At 68.2% G+C, this 18,605-nt stretch carries 16 protein-coding genes; 10 read left to right on the top strand and 6 right to left on the bottom strand.

The genetic code is table 11. The annotated features are described in order from the left end of the window. Nucleotides 1-129: 129 nt before the first annotated feature. Nucleotides 130-360, top strand: coding sequence for a hypothetical protein (locus tag DB31_RS16800; protein ID WP_044188699.1), 231 nt, complete (start codon nucleotides 130-132; stop codon nucleotides 358-360). Further along, nucleotides 357-665 (top strand): type II toxin-antitoxin system RelE/ParE family toxin, encoded by a 309-nt coding sequence (locus DB31_RS51590; RefSeq protein WP_075306028.1) that lies wholly within the window; start codon nucleotides 357-359, stop codon nucleotides 663-665. The genes DB31_RS16800 and DB31_RS51590 overlap by 4 nt, the downstream gene beginning before the upstream one ends. A gap of 45 nt (nucleotides 666-710) precedes the next feature. Here the strand turns inward: DB31_RS51590 and DB31_RS16795 are convergent, their stop codons facing one another. The 5 genes from DB31_RS16795 to DB31_RS16775 all read right to left on the bottom strand — a co-directional run bounded on the left by DB31_RS16795 (nucleotide 711) and on the right by DB31_RS16775 (nucleotide 7,405). After that, entirely contained in the window at nucleotides 711-3,023 is a 2,313-nt protein-coding gene (locus tag DB31_RS16795) for a sensor histidine kinase (RefSeq protein WP_052420022.1), read from the bottom strand. Nucleotides 3,024-3,236: 213 nt separating this feature from the next. Next, nucleotides 3,237-4,094, bottom strand: a complete 858-nt coding sequence (locus DB31_RS16790) for a hypothetical protein (protein WP_044188694.1) — start codon at nucleotides 4,092-4,094, stop codon at nucleotides 3,237-3,239. Nucleotides 4,095-4,172: 78 nt separating this feature from the next. Beyond that, nucleotides 4,173-5,417 (bottom strand): hypothetical protein, encoded by a 1,245-nt coding sequence (locus DB31_RS48850; protein WP_044188691.1) that lies wholly within the window; start codon nucleotides 5,415-5,417, stop codon nucleotides 4,173-4,175. A gap of 158 nt (nucleotides 5,418-5,575) precedes the next feature. Continuing rightward, the gene (locus tag DB31_RS16780; RefSeq protein WP_044188689.1) at nucleotides 5,576-6,250 is read right to left on the bottom strand and encodes a DsbA family oxidoreductase; all 675 of its coding nucleotides are present in this window, start codon (nucleotides 6,248-6,250) and stop codon (nucleotides 5,576-5,578) included. Nucleotides 6,251-6,376: 126 nt separating this feature from the next. Continuing rightward, nucleotides 6,377-7,405 carry an ATP-grasp domain-containing protein gene (locus DB31_RS16775; protein ID WP_044188686.1) on the bottom strand — a complete coding sequence of 343 codons (1,029 nt, stop codon included), beginning with the start codon at nucleotides 7,403-7,405 and terminating at the stop codon, nucleotides 6,377-6,379. 183 nt (nucleotides 7,406-7,588) lie between these two features. Between DB31_RS16775 and DB31_RS16770 the strand changes: the two genes are divergently transcribed. From DB31_RS16770 to lepB, 8 genes are all read left to right on the top strand, one after another. Next, nucleotides 7,589-8,929 carry a sigma 54-interacting transcriptional regulator gene (locus DB31_RS16770; RefSeq protein WP_044189923.1) on the top strand — a complete coding sequence of 447 codons (1,341 nt, stop codon included), beginning with the start codon at nucleotides 7,589-7,591 and terminating at the stop codon, nucleotides 8,927-8,929. Between the two features lie 53 nt (nucleotides 8,930-8,982). Beyond that, nucleotides 8,983-9,360: a hypothetical protein gene (locus tag DB31_RS16765; RefSeq protein ID WP_157232019.1), complete on the top strand. Its 378-nt coding sequence runs from the start codon at nucleotides 8,983-8,985 to the stop codon at nucleotides 9,358-9,360. Nucleotides 9,361-9,494: 134 nt separating this feature from the next. Further along, nucleotides 9,495-10,211, top strand: coding sequence for a TadE/TadG family type IV pilus assembly protein (locus DB31_RS16760; RefSeq protein WP_044188680.1), 717 nt, complete (start codon nucleotides 9,495-9,497; stop codon nucleotides 10,209-10,211). Nucleotides 10,212-10,222: 11 nt separating this feature from the next. After that, on the top strand, nucleotides 10,223-11,815 hold the full coding sequence (locus tag DB31_RS16755) for a pilus assembly protein TadG-related protein (protein WP_044188677.1): 1,593 nt from the start codon (nucleotides 10,223-10,225) through the stop codon (nucleotides 11,813-11,815). An 11-nt stretch (nucleotides 11,816-11,826) separates the two neighbouring features. After that, the gene (locus DB31_RS16750) at nucleotides 11,827-12,747 is read left to right on the top strand and encodes a hypothetical protein (RefSeq protein WP_052420020.1); all 921 of its coding nucleotides are present in this window, start codon (nucleotides 11,827-11,829) and stop codon (nucleotides 12,745-12,747) included. Continuing rightward, entirely contained in the window at nucleotides 12,744-13,430 is a 687-nt protein-coding gene (locus DB31_RS16745; protein ID WP_157232018.1) for a hypothetical protein, read from the top strand. The genes DB31_RS16750 and DB31_RS16745 overlap by 4 nt, the downstream gene beginning before the upstream one ends. A 77-nt stretch (nucleotides 13,431-13,507) precedes the next feature. After that, on the top strand, nucleotides 13,508-16,312 hold the full coding sequence (locus DB31_RS16740; protein WP_044188672.1) for an isoleucine--tRNA ligase: 2,805 nt from the start codon (nucleotides 13,508-13,510) through the stop codon (nucleotides 16,310-16,312). Nucleotides 16,313-16,339: 27 nt separating this feature from the next. Next, nucleotides 16,340-17,284, top strand: coding sequence for a signal peptidase I (gene lepB, locus DB31_RS16735; RefSeq protein ID WP_044188668.1), 945 nt, complete (start codon nucleotides 16,340-16,342; stop codon nucleotides 17,282-17,284). Between the two features lie 7 nt (nucleotides 17,285-17,291). Here the strand turns inward: lepB and DB31_RS16730 are convergent, their stop codons facing one another. After that, nucleotides 17,292-18,050 carry a Mut7-C RNAse domain-containing protein gene (locus tag DB31_RS16730; protein WP_044188666.1) on the bottom strand — a complete coding sequence of 253 codons (759 nt, stop codon included), beginning with the start codon at nucleotides 18,048-18,050 and terminating at the stop codon, nucleotides 17,292-17,294. Nucleotides 18,051-18,605 lie beyond the last annotated feature (555 nt).

Raw genomic sequence — 18,605 nt, 5'->3', positions numbered from 1 at the left:
GCGCCAGCCTGCCTGGGCCCTGCAGGGGCGGGGAGGCGAGACCTTCTCAAGAAGAGAGGGACTGGTGCTGCTCAACTGCCCGAGATGGGAGCAGGAGCCATTTTCCCAGGGGAGACTTATACTTTCCTGATGGGGCTCACTCTCAAGGCGCGTGTCCGCAGTGGCAGGCTCGTCATGGATGAGCCTGTAGACCTTCCCGAAGGCACGGAGGTTGAGCTCACGCTGGCGGATGACAGCGACTCCCTCCAGGAAGAGGATCGAGCGCGGTTGCATGCGGCCCTCGAGCGGTCTGCCGAACAATTTCGGGACAAAGAAGGCATCCCGGCTGACGAGGCGCTGAGGCAGATCCGCGAACCGTGAGACGCCACCGCGTTGAGTTCTCGCCCGAGGCGGTGAGGCAAGCTCGGCAAGTCGAGCAGTGGTGGAGAAGCAATCGCCCAGCTTCTCCCGGCTTGTTGATGGAGGAGCTCTCTGCTGCAGTCGAAACGGTGGCTGCTTCTCCGGGAGCGGGTGCTCCTTACCGGCGCACGTCTCTCTCGGGCATGCGGAGGGTTCTGCTCCCTCGGACGCGCTACCACCTCTACTACACGGTGGATGAGACCGAGGGCGTGGTTCGAGTTCATGCGTTGTGGCACACGGCTCGTGGTCAGGGGCCGTTGCTCTGAATTCTGAGCCGTTTCGACGTGGCTCCTTCCGGCCCGCTCAGGCGCTCAGGCGGCCCCTTGTTGCGTCTGGGAGTTCTCCTGCGCGGGGAGCGTCATGGGGAGGGTGACGGTGAAGATGGTCCCCTGGCCTGGCTCGCTCTCTACACGGATGCGGCCTCCATGCGCCTCGGCGATCAGCCGGCAGATGTAGAGCCCCAGCCCCGCGCCCTTTGCCCGACGGCCCTCCTTCGTCCGGTAGTACTTCTGGAAGAGGCGCACGGCATCCTCCGGCAGCAGACCCAGGCCGTGGTCCTGCACGGAGAGCTCCACGGCCTCCCCGGTTTGCTGGAGGCGCAGCTCGATGGGCGTGCCCGCTGGGCTGTACTTGAGCGCGTTGGTGAGCAGGTTCACGACCACGCGCTCAAGGCGCTGGGGATCCACCGGTACGGGTGGCATGGCGCTCGTCCACTGGAGGTGGAATCGCTCGCGGGCATCGGGCGGCAGGTCGCGCTCGAGCACCTCCTCGAGGAAGTGGACCAGGTCCGTGGGCTCCCGGCGGAGCTCCACCTGCCCGGCCTCCAGAATGGAGTTCTCCAGCAGCTCCTCGACCAGCCAGTTCATCTGCCGCGTGTTCTGGAGCAGGCTCCCGGTCAGGGCCGCCTCGCGCGTGAGGCCTCGCTCCTGGAGCAGCCGCTGCAGCAGCTGGGTGCGCAGGGCAATCACCTGGAGCGGGTTGCGCAGGTCATGCGAGATGAGCCCCACGTAGTCCTGCTGGAGCTGCTCCAGCTCGCGGCGGGCGGTGATGTCCTGGATGGTGACGACCACGCCGCGCACCGCCTCGGAGCTGCCGAACACAGGCGCCGCCGAGGCCAGCACCGGCAGCTGCCGATCCGGACGGACGACGAGGAACTCCTGGGCGGGAACGGCCTGGCCGGTGAGGGCCCGGGTGGAGGGGAACTCATCGAGGCTCACGCTTCGCCCGTCCGGGTGCAGGAAGTTCCCGTAGTAGGGGCCCTGGCCCTCGGTGGTCTCCGCCGGGCGGCCCAGCATGGCCGTGAGCGCGACGTTGGTCCGCACCTTGTCCGTCTCGGGGTCCACGAAGAGGATGCCCACCGGGGCGCTGTCCACCACGGTCTGTAGGAGCTGGCGCTCCCGCTCGGCCTCGGCGCGCGCGTCCTGCAGGCGCGCCAGGTGCTGCTCGCGCTCCGTCACGTCCCGGATGATGGCGGTGACCGTGAACCCCTCTGGCGTCTGGCAGGGGCTGAGGCTCACCTCCACGGGGAACTCGGAGCCCTCCTTGTGCCGGCCCCGCAGTGGCACCGCCTGACCCACCGAGCGAAGCACGGGGTTGCGCATGTAAGCCTCGCGGAAGAGGCGGTGCTGCTCCCGATAGGGCTCGGGGAGCAACACCGCCACGTCCTGGCCGATCAGCTCCTCACGCCGGTAGCCGAACACCCGCTCCACCTGCGCGTTCACGAAGCGCACCAGGCCATGCTGATCCACGGCGACCACGGCATCCGGCGCGGTCTCCAGCAGGTTCCGGTAGCGTGCCTCGGAGGCCGCGAGCGCGGCGTTCGCTTGCTGGCGCTGCCGGTGGAGACGGTCCAACAGCGAGGTAGACAGGAGCACGAGCCCTGCGCTGCCAAGGCTCGCCACCGTGGCGAACAGCGGTGTCTTCAAGGGCTGGCCCAGGAGGTGGAACCGGACGAGCACCTCGAGCAGGACGCTGAACAGCAGCGGGCCCAGCAGCGTCACCGGCACGAGCCGGCGCGCGAGGTAACCCCCGAGCGTGGACCGGGTGATGTGGATCATCAGTCCCTGCTCTGGCCGCGAGCACAGGGCCCCGACGCCGAGCAGCAGCAGCCCCACCGTGGTCTGCAGCCCCATCCCCGTGTGGGACAGGAGCACCGGCGTGTTCGCGGACACGAGCGCTCCGTGGAGCAGCCCGTGGATCATCATCAGGGTGACGAACAGCGCGGGGAGGATGAGCACCTCCATCCGCCACGTGGGATGGGGCTGCGAGCGCCCGAGCAGCAGCAGCCCACCCCCCAGCAGCACGAAGCAAAGGGCGGTGGCGGTCATCTCCGTTGTCTCGGAGGGTGGCCGCGACAGCGAGGGAATCCACGGCTGCGTCAGCGCGGACCGCACCAACTCCAGGCCAAAGTACTGGAAGAGGATGGCGACGCCGATGACGCCCATGCCCACGGCGCAGGCCCGGCCCACGGCCCTGCGAAGCAGGCCTGGCTCCTCCGGGCGCAGCAATCCCAAGGAGATGCCCCCGAGGATGAGCCCGAGCGCCGTGTGCGGTGCCAGATCAATCAGGCCCAGCGGCCCCGAGTTCGCGAAGGCGCGGTCCAGTCCCCAACCCAACAGGCCCAAGGCACCTGTGAGTGGACTGGCCAGACTCCCCGCCCAGACGAGGCCCCAGGCGATCTGGGCACTCCTCGTGCGCGATCTATTGGACATTCGCGGCCCCCCCCCGGAGCGCATTGCCCTGACACCCAAGGGTCTCACCCGGCGTGAAGGAGGATCAACCCTCGCGACTCGCAGCGGTGGGAAAGCCGACACTCCGGGGGATACGCCGGGGAGTCGCTACGGGGCGTAGGTGCCCGGAAACAGCGTGAGCACGAGCCCATGGCCCGGGGTAGCCCCCGCGTTGCGCCACACGTACGTCTCCGTACCGTGGATGCTCACGCGGAACGTCTCGGCGTCCGCGCCCGAGTGCACGTAGAGGAAGAGCCCGTTGGCGCTGGTGCCTTCCTGGCCCATGTGGGCCAGATCGTCGGAGGGATAGTAGAGCCGATCCGCCAGCTCGCCCCGATCGAGCCAGACGCGCGCTCCGGCCACCGGTTGGCCCTTTTCATCCACCACCCGGCCGAGGACGAAGCCCGCCTGCAGCAGCGTCTGGGCCCGGCCCTCCGTGAGAACGCGGAGCGTCTCCGCGCCCACCGCTTGGGTCAGCGCGTCCTGGAACGCCATCGGCACGGCCCAGACGTGGGTGTTGATGACATCCGTTCGCGGCCGCGCGCCGGTAAAGGCGGTGTCGAAGACGATGGTCGAGGCGGGCGCGAAGCTTGGCTCCGAGACGCGCACCGCGAGGCTCTGGTGGATGTCCTTCACCGGGACACCCGGGATGGAGAAGCCTCCTGCCTCGTCGAGTGTACCGGAGCCAAAGCTGGCGCTCGGATCACTCACCCCGACGCGCAAGGGCTCCTCGATGACGATGGGAAGTCCAGCGAGCGCGGGAGGCGGTTGCCCTTGCGCTGACATCAGCCGTGCGGCCTCGGGTAGCAGCGCCACCTGTCCATGCACGGTGATGAGGAGGTTATCCAGATCGACGATCTGGGCATCCTCGGTGCGCGAGCCGGGATCCGGATGGGCACCGGAGCCACAAGCCGCGAGGCTCACGCCGAGGAGGACACAGCAAGCAGGCAGGTACGAGGACTTCATAACTGCCCGGCAAGATTTCCATGCTCCTGCGGGGTGGCAATCCACCCCGCGGGAGACCGTCCCGTTGCGGACGATTAACTACCAGCGAACGCTGCCGCCCGACGAACCGCTGCTGGACGAGCCGCGGCTGCTGCCACTGCCCGGGTTGCCCCAGCCACTGCCACCGCGGTTGCCGCCGTTGCCACCGCCGTTGCCGTTGCCACCGCCGTTGCCACCGCCGTTGCCGCCGCTGTTGCCATTGCCGTTGCCCCAGCCGCCATTGCCGCTGCCGGGGTTGCCCTGGTGACCCGGAGGCTTGCTGCCGCCACCCTGGCCCGGAGGCGTGCCGCCCTGACCCGGAGGCGTACCACCGTGGCCCGGAGGCGTGCCCCAGCCACCGCCGCTGTTGCCGCCACCGTTGCCGCCACCGTTGCCGCCACCGTTGCCGTAGCCACCACCGTTGTTGCCACCACCGTTGTTGCCACCACCGTTGTTGCCACCACCGCTGTTGCCACCACCGCTGTTGCCACCACCGTTGTTGCCGCCACCGTTGTTGCCGCCACCGTTGCTCGGGGGCGGGTAGCTCGGAGGCGTGTTGCCGCCATTGTTCGGAGGCTTGTTGCCCCAGCCACCGCCGTTGCCGCCGCCGTTGTTGCCGCCGCCGTTGCCGTAGCCGCCACCGTTGTTGCCGCCGCCGTTGTTCGGAGGGTTACCCCAGCCACCCTGGCCGGCAGGGGGAGGACGGGAACCGCCGTTGTTGTTCGGAGGAGGCGGGTTGTTGTAGCCGCCGTGGTTCGCGGGCGGGTTGCCCCAGCCACCCTGGCCCGCCGGAGGCGGACGGTACGTGCCACCGCTGTTGTTCGTGGGCGGGTAGTACGGCTGCGAGGGGCGGCTGGGCTGCTGATAGCTGCCGTTCGCCGGCGACGCGCCGTGCGTGTAGCGCGGGTTGTTGTAGACGTAGACGTCGCGGCTGCGGTCCCACGAGTACGTCCACCCGTCATACTGCCGTGGGTAGTAATCGTGGTTGTGGCGGCCGTGGTAGTTGCAGTAACCGCCCGCCGGAATCGGGTGGTAGTCCATGTACCAGACCACCGTCGGGCCGCTGTAGCGGTACACGTTGTTCGTGTACGAGTAGTACTGCGTCTCCGGCGCGTAGTCGTGGACGTGGTCGTACTCCTCGAGGCACCAGCTGCTGGTCCCCGCGATGGGGTGCGCCCCGTAGAAGCGGTACTGCGTCACCGCCACGGTTGAATAGGTGCGGATGTGGCCGTGGGATGGCGTGACGACGCAGCCGGTGCCTGCCATCAGTGCCAGCGGTGCGAGGAGTGTGAGGAGGCGACGCATGTGAATGTTCTCCCGGGCCAGGGGACGGGCCAGCCCGCTTGGTTCGTGCGACGACATTCGAACAGACGGCCAGGCAGGAAGGAAATTCAACCCCCGGAGCAGAACCCCGGGGCTCGTGTATTTCCTTCGCCTACATGACTGGGAGGGCTGCTGGCGGATCAGTGAACCAGCCGCTCGGAGGAGCCCGAGCGCGGCGCCGCCAGCTTCCCCATGCACGTGAGGATGTACTCGCGGTACTCGGCGATGTCGCGCAGGCCGCAGATCATCCACCGGCCGCCGATGACGAGGGTGGGCACGCCCCGCACGCCGCGGCTGGAGGCCAGCCGGTGCTCGTCGAGGATGAGGCGCCGCGTCTCCTCGGAATGAAACGCGGCGGAGAAGTCGTTCATGGCCAGGCCCACGCGGCTGGCCAGCTCGAACACCACATCCGTGCGCGCCACGTTGACGCCTTGCTCCAGCGCCGCGCGCTGCATGGCCCGCGCGAGATACGCGCGCGCCTGCGGACCTTGGAGCCGCGCCGCTTCGAGCGCCGCCAGTCCCGGCAGGCTCGAGCGCGGAGGATCTCCACTGCGCCACAAGTCGGTGGACAACAGCCGAGCCACGGGCTCGGGCTCGGCTTGCGCGCGTGCCACCTCTTCGGTGAGCCCACGCAGCTCGCGCTCCGTGGGCAGCGTGTCCACCACACGCAACGGGTAGGGGCGCACTCGCCAGCGCACGGTGTCACCGAACTCCTTCCGGAGAATCTCCAGGCGGAGGTCAGCGAGATAACACCAGGCGCACAGCACATCCTGGTAGACGGTAATCTGCAGCGGCTTGGGCAGCAGGGCTCTCATCGGGTGGGCCGCACATTAGAAGGGCCGATCCCAACTGCCAATCCCCTCCTGACATCCGGCAGAGACGCTCATTCCCGCAGGATCCGCTCAAGTACAGGGCTTGTACGCCCGGTACCTCTTCTCACCTCAACTCACCCGGCGGTGGGTCCGCTTGTCTGCACGCTTGCTCTCCGCGAACTCCAGCGCGTAGTCGATCATCTCCCCGGCGATGTCCTGGCGGGTGGCTGCCTCCAGGCCCTCGAAGCCCGGGCTGGAGTTGATTTCCATCAACCGCGGGCCCTCGTGGCCCTCGAGCATGTCCACTCCGGCGATGCCCAGCCCGATGATGCTCGCCGCCGTCACCGCCGCCTCGATATAGGACGGCGGAAGTTGGATGGGCTGCCCCTCGCCGCCTCGGTGGATGTTGGAGCGGAACTCGCCCTCTTTCTTCGCCTGGCGCCGCATCGCCCCCACCACCCGGTCGCCCACCACGAGGGCGCGTACGTCCTTGCCCTTGCTCTCGGCGACGAACTCCTGGAGGACGATCTCCTGGCCCAGGTCCCAGAAGGTGTCCACGATGGTCTGCACCTCAGGCTGCGTGTGGGCAATCATCACCCCGACTCCCTGCGTGCCCCGGATGAGCTTGATGATGACGGGCAGCCCGCCTACCTCCTCCACGAGCTTGCGGACGTTGCTCCGGTCGTGCGCCATCACCGTGCGTGGAATGTCCAATCCCGCGCGTGACAGGTACTGCAGGCACCGCAGCTTGTCCCGGCTGCGCGAGATGGACTGCGCCGCGTTCACCACCGGCACGCCCATCATGTCGAAGTGGGTCACCACCGCCAGCCCGTAGGCCGTGATGGAAGCGCCAATGCGTGGAATCACCACGTCCACGCCGCGAATCTCGACTCCGCGGTACATCATCCGCGGCTTTCCCCTGGCCAGAATCATGCTGCATCGCAGCGTGTCCAGCACCAGCGGACGGTGCCCTCGGTGCTTGATGGCCTCCACCAATCGTCGCGTGGAGTACAGCGAGCGCTTCCGGGAGAGGATGACCACGGTCTTCTTCGCACGGCGGCGAGCCGGTCGCTCCGTGGGTGGCACGGGGGCACTCGCCGGGGCCTCGGGACGGGCCGGGGCCGGCGCTTTCTTCGGCTTCGCCTTGCGGGGAGGCATGAGGAGCGCGCAAGCCTAGCACGAGCAGCCAGCAAGCAGGCGGATCTGACGCGGCGGTTTGGTATCCTCCGCCGCCGGATGACTTCCAAGGGACCCCACCCAGACGAAATTGGCACCAATCCGGGCCCCGCCGTGGAGTTCGGCGCGGACCCCACCGGCGAGCAGGCCCGGCACACGCTGGTGATGGGCCATGTGTCCACCATTACGGTGGTCAAGCTCCACAAGTGCCGGTTGACCGTGTCCGCGGGCCCGGACCTCGGGCGCACGGTGGTGTCCGACAAGGAGCGGCTGCGCGTGGGCTCCCACCCGCAGAATGACCTGGTGCTCGTGGAGGACCGCACCGCCAGCCGCCACCACTTCGAGATTCAGTACACGGACCGGGGCCACTTGCTGGTGGACCTGAGCTCCACCAACGGCACCTTCCTGGATGGCCGCCGGATTGAACGCGCCTACCTCTCGGCGGGCTCGCAGATCCGCGCGGGCTCCAGCGTCCTCACCTTCGCGCCCATCGACGAAGAAGTCACCATCGAGCCGGAGCGTGAGGGCGAGCTGTGCGGCATGGTGGGGCAGAGCGTGAAGATGCGGCAGATCTTCGGCCTCATCAAGAAGATCGCCCCCATGGACGTGTCCGTCATCATCCAGGGCGAGACGGGCACCGGCAAGGAGCTGGTGGCGCGCGCCATCCACGAGCTGTCCATGCGCAGCCGCGGCCCGCTGGTGGTGCTGGACTGCGGCGCCATTCCGCCCAACCTCATCGAGAGCGAGCTGTTCGGCCACGAGAAGGGCGCCTTCACCGGCGCGGTGAGCAGCCGCCCCGGCGCCTTCGAGCGCGCCAACGGCGGCACCATCTTCCTGGATGAGCTCGGAGAGCTGCGGCTCGACTTGCAGCCCAAGCTGCTGCGCGTGCTGGAGAACCGCGAGGTGCGGCGCGTGGGCGGCAACGACGTCATCGAGGTGGACTGCCGCGTCATCGCCGCCACCAACCGCGACTTGGTGAAGGAGATCGCCTCGGGCAACTTCCGCGAGGACCTCTTCTTCCGCCTCTCCGTCATCCAGATTCAATTGCCGCCGCTGCGCCAGCGCCGCGATGACATCCCCAACATCCTCAAGCGCGCCCTCGCGGAGCCGGAGGTGGTGGAGCGCCACGGGCGCAAGCGCTTCTCGCCCGAGGCCCTGGGCATGCTCATGGGCTACGGCTGGCCGGGCAACGTGCGCGAGCTGATGAACGTGCTCTCCCACGTGCTCACCTTCTCCGAGGGCGAGGAGATTCTGCCGGCCCACCTGCCGCCGCGCGTCCGCGGCCAGGACCGCCAGGGCCCGCTGCCCTTCAACGAGCACCTCTCCTTCAAGGACGCCAAGGAGCAGCTGCTCGAGAACTTCGAGCGCGAGTACATCACCAGCGTGCTCGCCCGCTGCGAGGGCAACCTCTCCCGCGCCGCGCGCGAGAGCGGCCTGCACCGCAAGTCCATCGAGCGGCTCGTGAAGAAGTACCAGCTGGATGCCAAGGGCATGAAGCCGCGCTGAGCGCCGCCCTCAGCCCTGCAGATGACGAACCCAAACGGAACAGGAGCCACAAGATGACCCGAGCCCGTGCAAGCATCACCCCGTGGTACGCCGCCGCAGCCTTGAGCGCCTGGTTGTTGGCAGGGCCCGCGCTGGCCGAGCACAACGAGTGCGAGCGGCGCTGTGTGGCCAACCAGAGCAACGAGACCGCGTCCTGTGTCGATCGCTGCGGCAAGCCGGGCGACACCACCGCCGCGCAGGCCCAGTTCCAGGAGTGCGTGGAGGGCTGCTCCAGCCGCTTCATCAAGGTCTATAAGAAGTGCGCCAAGGGCTGTGGCGGCGAAGAGGACGCCAAGGCCGCGGCCGAAAAGAAGAAGAAGAAGGAGGAGGAGAAGAAGGCGAACGCCTCTCAGGGGCCCATCCACGGCAGCCAGGGCATCCGCCGCCGCTAAGCCTCGCTTCGGCCCGGTGCGTCAAGGAAAGACCCGCACCGTGAGTGTGGGCCGATCAATACCCTCAGCTTTCTGATCGCGGCCAACCGGCGGATAGGCCCCGAACACCTACTGGTGTCAGCATGTGGCTCAAAATGGCTTCCTCCGGAAAAAAGCCTCGCAATGGCGAGTCGGGTCAGGCGGCGGTCGAGTCTGCCCTCACCCTGCCGCTGGTCATCTTCCTCTTTCTGGGCACGCTGCAGCTCTTCATGATGCTGCAGGCGCGCATCATGACGCAGTACGCGGCCTTCCGTGCCACGCGCGCTGGCAGCGTGAACAACGGCAACTGCGAGAGGATGATGCACGCGGCCATTGCCGCGCTGCTGCCCACGATGGAGCGCACCAATACACCGGACGCTCTGGCGGCGGCCTTCTCCGCGCACCGGAACAACAAGCTGGCCCCCCTGCCCGGCTTCAACGGGGACATGATCTGGCTGATCCGTGAGCAGCCCACGAACGTCAACGCGGACGACCTGAACTTCGACCAGGGGCTCGCCCCGCCGATGCGGCTCGAGGTCCGGCTCGTCTACTGGTACCCGATGCGCATCCCCTTCGCCAACTGGGTGATGACCAAGATGTTCCGGGCGCACTTCGCCATCCAGGACTACACCGCGGCCAACCCGCTCATTCTCGCGGAGAAGAACGCGAACTGGACCACCAGCGCCAACAGCACCATGGAGGCGCAGATCCTGGGCGAGTACACCTCGCGCAGCGCCAATGAGTTCATCTTCCCCATCACCGCCAGCTACTCGATGCGGATGATGACCCCTGCGCTGCAGCAATACTTCAGTCAGCAGAACTGCGCCCCCTGAGAGACCGAGGGATGACGATGCTCCGTCGCGGACAAACCCTGATCATTTTCACCTTCATGCTGCTGTTCCTGTCGCTGATGGTGCTGCTCACCGTCTCGTTCGGTATGCGGGTGCGTGAGCGCATGGAGCTGCAGACGCTGGCGGACGCGGCCGCGTACAGCAACGCGGTGGCCACCGCCCGCACCTTCAACACGGTCGCCATCGCGCACCGCACCGCGTGGGCGTTGACGGTGGCCCGGTCCGCCACGCAGGCCTATATCAGCTGGACCTCCATCTACCGGGACGCGCTGGCGGCGCTGCAGCAGGATGCCTCGATCTTCATCGCCGCCTATATCGCCGGCGTGTGCCCCATCCCTCAGAAGATCCCGGCGGGCATCGCTTTCGGCCTGTGGAAGCAGAAGCTCAGCCAGGAGGCCCAACGCATCCAGGGCGTATGGGACGGGGTGGACAAGGCCGCCTCGGCCCAGGTCCGCGAATACAACATCACGACGGCGACCTTCCTGGAGAGCGACTTCAAGGCGAACTCCGACATGCTGGCGGGGTTGCTGCAGGGCCAGAACATCGCCAAGAAGGTGATCGCCCAGGCAGGCGGCAGCCCCTGGCCCATCACCGCACCGGATGCGGCGGACATGGTCGCCACGCGCGAGGCCGCCTCCGACTGCAACCAGGGCGCCTGGTGCAACGGGCTGGTCGGCGGCACCAGCATCCATCAGTATGAAATCTACATGGGCACCCGTGACGACTCCTTCACCACGGGCCGCGGTGGCGGCACCATGCTGATGACCTCCAAGCTCATGCAGCTCGTTCAAGGGTATGGGACCATCGCCTATCTCGGGGGCGAGGGGGCTTCCGCCCGCTCGGATCAGCTTCAAGGCCCTGTGCACGGCGCGGAGGCCAACTGGGGTGCGGCGACTTCGGATGACCACGGCAACCTCTTCTACCTCGGCCGCTTTGGCGGGTGCCCCATCCCGGTGCCCCCCCTGTCCCTGAGCGCCGACGTGCTGGCCAACCTCGAGTCCAACCCGGACAAGCACGAGTGGAGCCGCGGCACGTGCCCGAACGCGTCTGACACACAAACCCACTCGGGCATCGGCGACATCGCGGGCGGCAACTGGCCCATCACCTACGACTACACCGAGGCCAAGGTGAAGGACCAGGCGGACGCGTACGGACAGCCCAAGCTGTACGCGCTGCTGCAGCGGGACTACGGCGGCGGCTCCGGCCAGTTGGACAAGAGCGTCTTCCTGGACTTCGACTTCGCCTTCGTGCCGGGCTCGCCCAAGCACTTCTCCAACCGGGGCACCCGCAGTGAGGGCAAGCAGCTGGGCTCCAACCTGAGGGCCACGGGCGGGGCCTCCATCGACATCTCCAAGCAGACGGCGCTGGCCACGGGCATGGCGTACTACCACCGGGGGGATGATTGGAAGGAGCCGCCCAATCTGATGAACCCCTACTGGCGCGCCACCCTGGTGTCGCCGGACATCGACCAGCAGGGCAAGATGCCCGGCGGCGACATTCCCACGACGATGCAGCAAGCCGGGGTGCCGTGGGCGGGTGACGCGGCCAAGGCGCTGTACAACGCAGGCTTCCGAGGCTTCCAATGAGAACGCACGGCATGCGCTCGCGCCGCGGGCAGGCCATGGTGGAGACGGCCCTGGGGCTGCTGGTGTTCATCTCCATCCTGGTGTGGGGCATCCACCTGGCGGAGATTGGCTACCTGATGCCCAAGGTGCACGAGGCGGCGGCCGGGGCCCTCTGGGACACCACGGCCAAGCAGATGCACGTGCACCCCAACAACTACTCGAAGCGCACCTCGGCCATCTCCTCCGCGGGGGGAGATGCCACCAGCCGCTATGGCAACTTCGACGGGCGTACCTCGGCAGGCGGGGGCACGCCCCGGCTGGTGTTCACCGAGGCGGACGGTCTCCAGGTGCAGTGCCAGCAGGACAACGTGGGCGGCATCAACACCAGCCAGGCCCGGCTCAAGCCGTACCAGGCCGGCGAGGGTGGCATGAGCTGCAGCGCGACCGCGCAGATCCGGGTGTTGGATCGCTTCCCCAAAGAGTTCGTGAATGAGGCCAACAGCGGCTTCTTCAAGGAGAAGAACTACCCGAACGTCAGTGGCATCCCGGTGTGCGCCATCGGTCTGCCCAGCGGCGGGGCCTGCGGGTCGGGCAAGATCGCCATTCTGCTGGATGACTGGGGCCTGTCCGGTGCTCCGAACGAGAAGGAGGACTGCGCGCTCCAGGGCTGCACCAACACGGGCTTCAAGGAGCTGGTCCACCCGATGTACCGGCAGCTGGGCGGCGAAGGCCCCGCGGCGGGCAGGGCCATGGCCATGGCCGTGGTGCAGCGGGGGCCCGGCGACGACCTGGAGAGCCGGTTCCGGCTCAGCTACATGAAGGGCCCGGACTCCGGCATGACGGGCGGAGACTCGGACCCCGCGAACTGGATGACCAACGTGCGCACGGGCAGCAGGCACTCGGCGTACGCGGATCGGCAGGAGAAGTGGCTGGGCGGGGTGCCGCCGCCGTGAGGACTGCGCTGGCCGGAGTGCTGCTGGTGGTGGGGGCGCTGGCCCCCGCGGTGTCGGCAGCGGGTGACTTTGAGTGGGATGTGCCGGGCATCGTCCACCACGTGGATGTGGCGGGAACGCAGGAGGCGCTCGGCATCCCCATGAAGCTGCACGCGGTGACGTCCAGCTGGAAGCCGGACGCCCTCTTCAAGCACTTCGCCGAGCAGTTCAAGAAGGCCGGCTTCTTCATTCCCCCGCCCAAGGGGCAGACCGTGGTGCACGGGGCTATTACGCTGACCGCGCTGGATGTGGACCGGCTGCTGGCCTACTCCGTCATCATGCGGCCCAACCCGGACGGCAAGACGACGAAGGTGCTGCTGGGCACGGCCAACGTGGGGCAGATCCGCAAGCCCGAGGACTCGGCCTTCGTGGCGGTGTACCCGGCGGCGGACAACCTCGTCACCATCAACATCGAGTCGGGCAAGTCGCTCTCGTACACCACGAAGGCCACGCAGCAGCAACTGCAGGACTTCTACCGTGAGGCCATGCCGAAGAAGGGCTACACGGAGACGAAGCCTGGGGTCTTCCGCAAGGGCAACGAGTCGGTGGAAGTGCTGAGCCGCCCCCGCGAGGGCGGTGGGCTGACGGTCATCGTGATGAGCCGCAACGGCGCGGATGATGACCTGCTCGAAGCGCCGCAGTGAGCCCCGGCGCTCGCGGCTGACACTGCGGCCCGGCGCGCATTGATGGGCCTGGAGGGGCGTGCTACGGCCCGTCCTTCATGAGCGACGTTGGCGCGCCTCCGAAGGACTACCGCGGCACCCTGAACCTCCCGCGCACCGAGCTTCCTCCGCAGGGAGAGCCAGAGCGGGTGGAGCCTCGGATGCTGGCGAGGTGGTCCGAGCTCTCCCTTGGGGCTCGGATGCGGGAGCAGCGCACGGGCGCCGAGCCCTTCGTGCTGGCGGCTCGGCCGTTGGAGGCCCGCCGCCCGCTGCACATGGGCCAGGCGCTGAGCGTGGTGCTCCAGGACATCGTGCGGAAGTACCGCCATCTCAGCGGGCGCCGGTGTGACTTCCTCTTCGGCTGGGACACCCATGGCATGCCGTCCGAGGACGATTTCCTCCAACAGAAGGAGGCCGTGCTCCATCGTCTCGGGGGGCTTGGGAGTGAGGCAAAGCCATACCGGACGCAGGATCCGGCGTACGCGGCGCGTGAGCTGCGTGAGCTGGCCACCCTGGCTCGGCGCGGGCTGCTCTCCCGGAGGAAGCAGCCACTGCTCTGGTGCCCCGAGGAACAGAAGGTGCTGGGGGAGCATGAGGTGGAGGAAGCATCCCGCCTGAGCCCCTCGGTCTACGTGGCCTTCCGCGCGGGGCCCGAGGTGGCGGAGCGGTTCTCCTCGCTGAAAGGGCGCGAGGTCTTCTTCGTCACCTGGACGCTGGCGCCGTGGTCACTGCCGGGCAACGTGGCCCTCTCGGTGAATGCGGACTTCGAGTACGTCTTCTACGAGGCAGGCCAGCGCGTGCTCTGCGTGGCCAAGGACCTGCTGGCCAAGGTGCTCGCCGAGGTGAAGGCGGACGAGCTGGTGATGAAGAACGCGCGCCTGCCCGGCGGCGATGTGGAGACGGTGGCGTTCGATGATCTGCGGAAGATCCTCGTGTACGCGAGCGGCGAGGACCTGGCGGGCCTTCGCTACCAGCACCCGTTCCTGGAGCGGACAGGGCAGGTGGTGCTGGGTGGGCCCTCGACGTTGGAGCAGGGCACGGGGCTGGTGCACGTGGCGCCGGGGCTCGGCCAGGGAGACGCCGAGGTGGACCCGAAGCTCGGTCTGGAGCTCTACAACCCCGTGGGCCAGAACGGGCGCTATGACGAGACGGTGGGCACGCCGCTCCAGGGGATGCGGGTGCTCGCGGCCGATTCGGTCATCCTGGAGTTGCTGGCGGAGCGGGGTGCCCTGCTGAATGCGAAGAAGGACACGGTGGAGCACTCCCTGCCGCACTGCCGGAGCTGCCATCAGCCCGTCATCCGGGCCGCCTCCGCTCAGTGGTTCATCGCGTTGGATTCGCCGCTGCCGGGCGGGAAGACGCTCCGCGAGCGGGCGATGGAGGAAGCAGACCGGGTGCAGTGGAGGCCTGACAGCGGGCGCGGCGCTCTTCGGGACGTGTTGGAGAAGCGGGCGGATGGGTGCATCAGCCGGAAGGAGAGCTGGGGCGTCCCCCTGCCCATCGCGTACTGCGAGGGCTGCGGCGAGGCGGTGGTGTCTCCTGAGCTGATGGAGCGCGTGGCAGCGACGGTGGAGAAGGCGGACGCGAGCGTGTGGCACCGCACGCCGGTGGAGGAGTTCCTGGGCGCGGACTTCCGGTGTGCCTCGTGTGGCGGGAGCCGGTTCCGGCGCGAGACCGATACCTTGGATCCGCAGTTCGATGCGGCGTGCATGTTCTCGGCGGTGCTCGGTCCGCGACAGGGCCTGCCAGCGGACCTGTGCCTGACGGAGCGTGAGCAGCTCGACGGCTGGCTCGCCTCGGCGATGGTGGTGTCCGTGGGCACTCGGGACGCGTCTCCCTACCGGACTTGTTTCACGCACGGCTCCGGGGTGGATGCCCATGGCCAGAAGCTGTCCAGGAGCCAAGAGCGCGACGCTGACGCCAAGACGTTCGTGGTGCGGTACGGCGCGGAGGTGCTGCGGCTGTGGGCGGCCTTCAGCGATCTCCAGAACGATGTGCCGCTGTCGGACGCGATCCGTGAGGCGCTGATCCAGGACCTCGCGAAGCTTCGCCACACGCTGGCCTTCGCGCTGGGCCACCTCTCCGGCTTCGAGCCCGCGAGGGACTCCGTGCCCGCCTCGCAGTTGCTCCCGCTGGATGCGTGGGCGCGGGGACGGCTGTCGGAGATGGTGGCGCGCGTGCGCGAGGCCTATGAGGCTCACGCGCTTCACCGCGTGCACTCGGATGTGATGGACTTCTGCGCGGCGGAGCTGTCCGCGACGTACTTCGCCATCATCGAGGATCGGCTCCTCACGGCGAGTGCCTCGGGGCGGGAGCGGCGGAGCGCGCAGACTGTGCTGTTCGAGGTGGCTTCCTCGCTGCTGCGGCTGCTGGCGCCCATCCTGAGCTTCACGGCCGAGGAGGCCTGGCAGCAGCTCCCGGGCCGGTCTGCGGAGAGTGTCTTTCTGACGGACCTGCCCCAGCCCGTGGGGCCCATGGACCCGGAGCTGGCGGAGCGGTACGCGCGGCTCCTGGCCATGCGCAGCGCGGTGCGGGTTCTCATCGAGGAGACACTGCGAGAGGAGCGGCTCGGCTCCTCTCTGAATGCACGGGTGGTGCTCGCGGCGGCCGGTGAGGCGAAAGCCTTTCTCCTCGCGCACATCGAAGAGCTGCCCGCGCTGTTCCGGGTGAGCCAGGTGGAGCTGGTGGATGAGCCTGGGCCGAAGGCGCGGCCGCTCGCGCTGGCCCAGGCATGGAACGGCGCGGAGCTGGCGGCCGAGGTGCTGCCTGCCTGGGGCGCGAAGTGCCCGCGCTGCGGCGGGTTCGCGGAAGAGGTGGAGCAGGAGAGCGAGGTGTGCCCCCGGTGCAGTGAGGCCTTGAGCTGAGCACTCGGGCCGTGAGAGAGCTGGGCCATGGTGGGTGAAGAAGGAAAGGTGGGCTGGCGGCGCCGGACGGTGGCAGTGCTCGTGGCGCTATGTACTCCGGCGGGAGCGGGTCACGGGGTGCTGGGCCGGTGGCAGCGGGGGCTGGCATGGTTTCTCGCGCTGCTCCTGTTGCAGGCCTCGCTGCTGTTCACGGGCGTGGCGGGGGCGGTGCTCATCGTGGTGCTGCAGCTGGGCTCCATCATCGATGCGGCGCTGTTACGCCCTTCCTCCCGAGGTCTCCCGAGCACGGGGCGGGCCGCCGTGCTGGCCGTGGCGTTCCTGCTCTCGGGCCAGGCCGCCGCGAGGCTCAACCGCAGGTTCATTGCCGAGCCCTTCTGGGTGCCGGGCTCGAGCATGGAGCCGACCCTGCTTCAAGGGGATCAGTTCGTGGCGGATCGCACGGTGCGCACCCCCTGGCAGTGGCAGCCCATTGAGCGTGGCTCGATCATCGTCTTTCCCGATCCCCAGAAGCCGGAGCAGGACTTCGTGAAGCGCGTGGTCGCCCGAGGCGGAGACACCGTGGCGATACGCAACGGCGTGGTCCTCCTCAACGGGCAGCCCTTGGAGCGGAAGTTGGTGGGCTCCTGCGAGTCGGCCGAGGGGCCCACGGAGGGAGGAGACTGCGAGGAGTACGAAGAAGTCCTCGGTTCGCGCCGCTACCGTGTGAGGCACGACCTGGCCTTCGCGCATGAGGGCCGCTTCCCCGCGGAGGACGGACGCTGCCCCCAGGGCCTGGAGCCGAAGGATGGCGGATGTGCCGTGCCCGTGGGGCAGCTCTTCGTGCTCGGGGACAACCGCACGAACAGTTACGACTCCCGCTTCTGGGGTGGAGTGCCTGAGCTCAGCGTGAAGGGCGTGGCCGTCTCCGTGCACTTCTCTCTCGGCCCGGACTGGCACGTGCGATGGGAGCGGCTGGGGCAGCCGGTGCGGTGAGCGGCCTTCAGGCCTCGTGCTCGAGCTCGCGCAGCTTGTCCACCAGGGCTTGCATGCGCTGGTGGTGCGTGCCGGGCCAGTAGACGCGCTTGCACTCGTGGCACTGCTGGAAGCGCGAGTGCGTGGCGGCCACGCCCTCGGGGATGCGGTCGAGCACTTCGTCCTTCCCGGCCACCTCCAGCGGCGCGTTGCACGCCAGGCAGCGGGTGAAGGGCTTCATGCGCGAGGCGAGCTGGTAGCGGCGCACCACCTCCACCAACTGGTGCGCGGGGTCCGTGTTGCGCGGGTAGTAGCCGTGGCGCACCTCGGCGCGCTTGAGCAGCCCCAAGTCTCTCGTCAGCACCACGCGCTCCTCGTCTCTTGAGAGCCGAGAAAGCTCGTCATCTGCAAAGTCGTTGCGCCACAGGGTGTCGAAGCCGAGCATCCGCAGGAAGCCCGCCAGCCGCCCCAGGCCTACATCGAGCGCGAAGCGCGGCTCCTCGGGCAGTGGCAGTCCCACCCGGGTCATGGGCGTCACGTCGAGCGAGTGGAACGCGGGGTAGGCCGCCACGCGCGCGCCGTCCTCGACGCGGTGAGAGAAGTCCACCGCCGCGTCGTCCACGAGGATGACATCCACCTCGGGGTGCGGCGGCCCGAGCGACTCCAGCAGGTCCTTCACCGAGGGTGTTCCCGCGAAGGTGTGGAGGAACTCAGTGCCCCGGCGCTCGGGCGGGAGGAAGTCGTTCAGCGCTCCATAGAGGCGCACCCGCACCTGCTTTGGCTTCATCGTTGCCAGGCTCCTACACCTACCGGAAGTCTCACGCGGTGCACGCTACGTCCGCGCCCCGGGAGGTTGTCCACCTTCACCAAAGATCAGGGTGGCGCAAAACGTTGTTTCACGGAGTGTCAGAGGAAGCAGGCGGCCACATTTTCTCCTCCGAGACCCGCGCGGCCCCGGCTGACTTCACCGTATACTCTCGCGTGTCGTTCGCGTGCCGGCGCCGACCGATGTTCGCCTCCACCGGTTTCTAGAAAGCGGTTGATACATGAAGAAGACGATCTCGAGCCTCCTGGGGGCGGGGCTGGCGCTCGTAGTGGTGATGCAGGCGTGCAACCCGGACCCGATTCCGGAGGTGCCGCCTCTGCCGGACGGTGGCGCGTGGGTCGAGTGCTCCGAGCTGGATGCGGGCGCGTGCGCTCCCGGCGAGCAGTGCCGGTACGTGGATGTCTATGAGCGCTACCTGTGCCTGCGCCCCTGCGATGCCTTGGCTCAGTGTGGAGACGAGGGAGTCGAGTGCTGCGGCGGCGGTGAGGATGGCGGCGCCGGTGGGTACTGCCAGCC

Source organism: Hyalangium minutum (assembly GCF_000737315.1).
Taxonomy (GTDB): domain Bacteria; phylum Myxococcota; class Myxococcia; order Myxococcales; family Myxococcaceae; genus Hyalangium; species Hyalangium minutum.
This window is presented reverse-complemented; position numbering and strand designations above follow the sequence as displayed.

Coding starts and splice junctions, on each gene's coding strand:
- DB31_RS16800 (WP_044188699.1), top strand. CDS start 130: ATGGGGCTCACTCTCAAGGCGCGTGTCCGCAGTGGCAGGCTCGTCATG.
- DB31_RS16790 (WP_044188694.1), bottom strand. CDS start 4,094: ATGAAGTCCTCGTACCTGCCTGCTTGCTGTGTCCTCCTCGGCGTGAGC.
- DB31_RS48850 (WP_044188691.1), bottom strand. CDS start 5,417: ATGCGTCGCCTCCTCACACTCCTCGCACCGCTGGCACTGATGGCAGGC.
- DB31_RS16780 (WP_044188689.1), bottom strand. CDS start 6,250: ATGAGAGCCCTGCTGCCCAAGCCGCTGCAGATTACCGTCTACCAGGAT.
- DB31_RS16775 (WP_044188686.1), bottom strand. CDS start 7,405: ATGCCTCCCCGCAAGGCGAAGCCGAAGAAAGCGCCGGCCCCGGCCCGT.
- DB31_RS16770 (WP_044189923.1), top strand. CDS start 7,589: ATGGGCCATGTGTCCACCATTACGGTGGTCAAGCTCCACAAGTGCCGG.
- DB31_RS16765 (WP_157232019.1), top strand. CDS start 8,983: ATGACCCGAGCCCGTGCAAGCATCACCCCGTGGTACGCCGCCGCAGCC.
- DB31_RS16760 (WP_044188680.1), top strand. CDS start 9,495: ATGGCTTCCTCCGGAAAAAAGCCTCGCAATGGCGAGTCGGGTCAGGCG.
- DB31_RS16755 (WP_044188677.1), top strand. CDS start 10,223: ATGACGATGCTCCGTCGCGGACAAACCCTGATCATTTTCACCTTCATG.
- DB31_RS16750 (WP_052420020.1), top strand. CDS start 11,827: ATGCGCTCGCGCCGCGGGCAGGCCATGGTGGAGACGGCCCTGGGGCTG.
- DB31_RS16740 (WP_044188672.1), top strand. CDS start 13,508: ATGAGCGACGTTGGCGCGCCTCCGAAGGACTACCGCGGCACCCTGAAC.
- lepB (WP_044188668.1), top strand. CDS start 16,340: ATGGTGGGTGAAGAAGGAAAGGTGGGCTGGCGGCGCCGGACGGTGGCA.
- DB31_RS16730 (WP_044188666.1), bottom strand. CDS start 18,050: ATGAAGCCAAAGCAGGTGCGGGTGCGCCTCTATGGAGCGCTGAACGAC.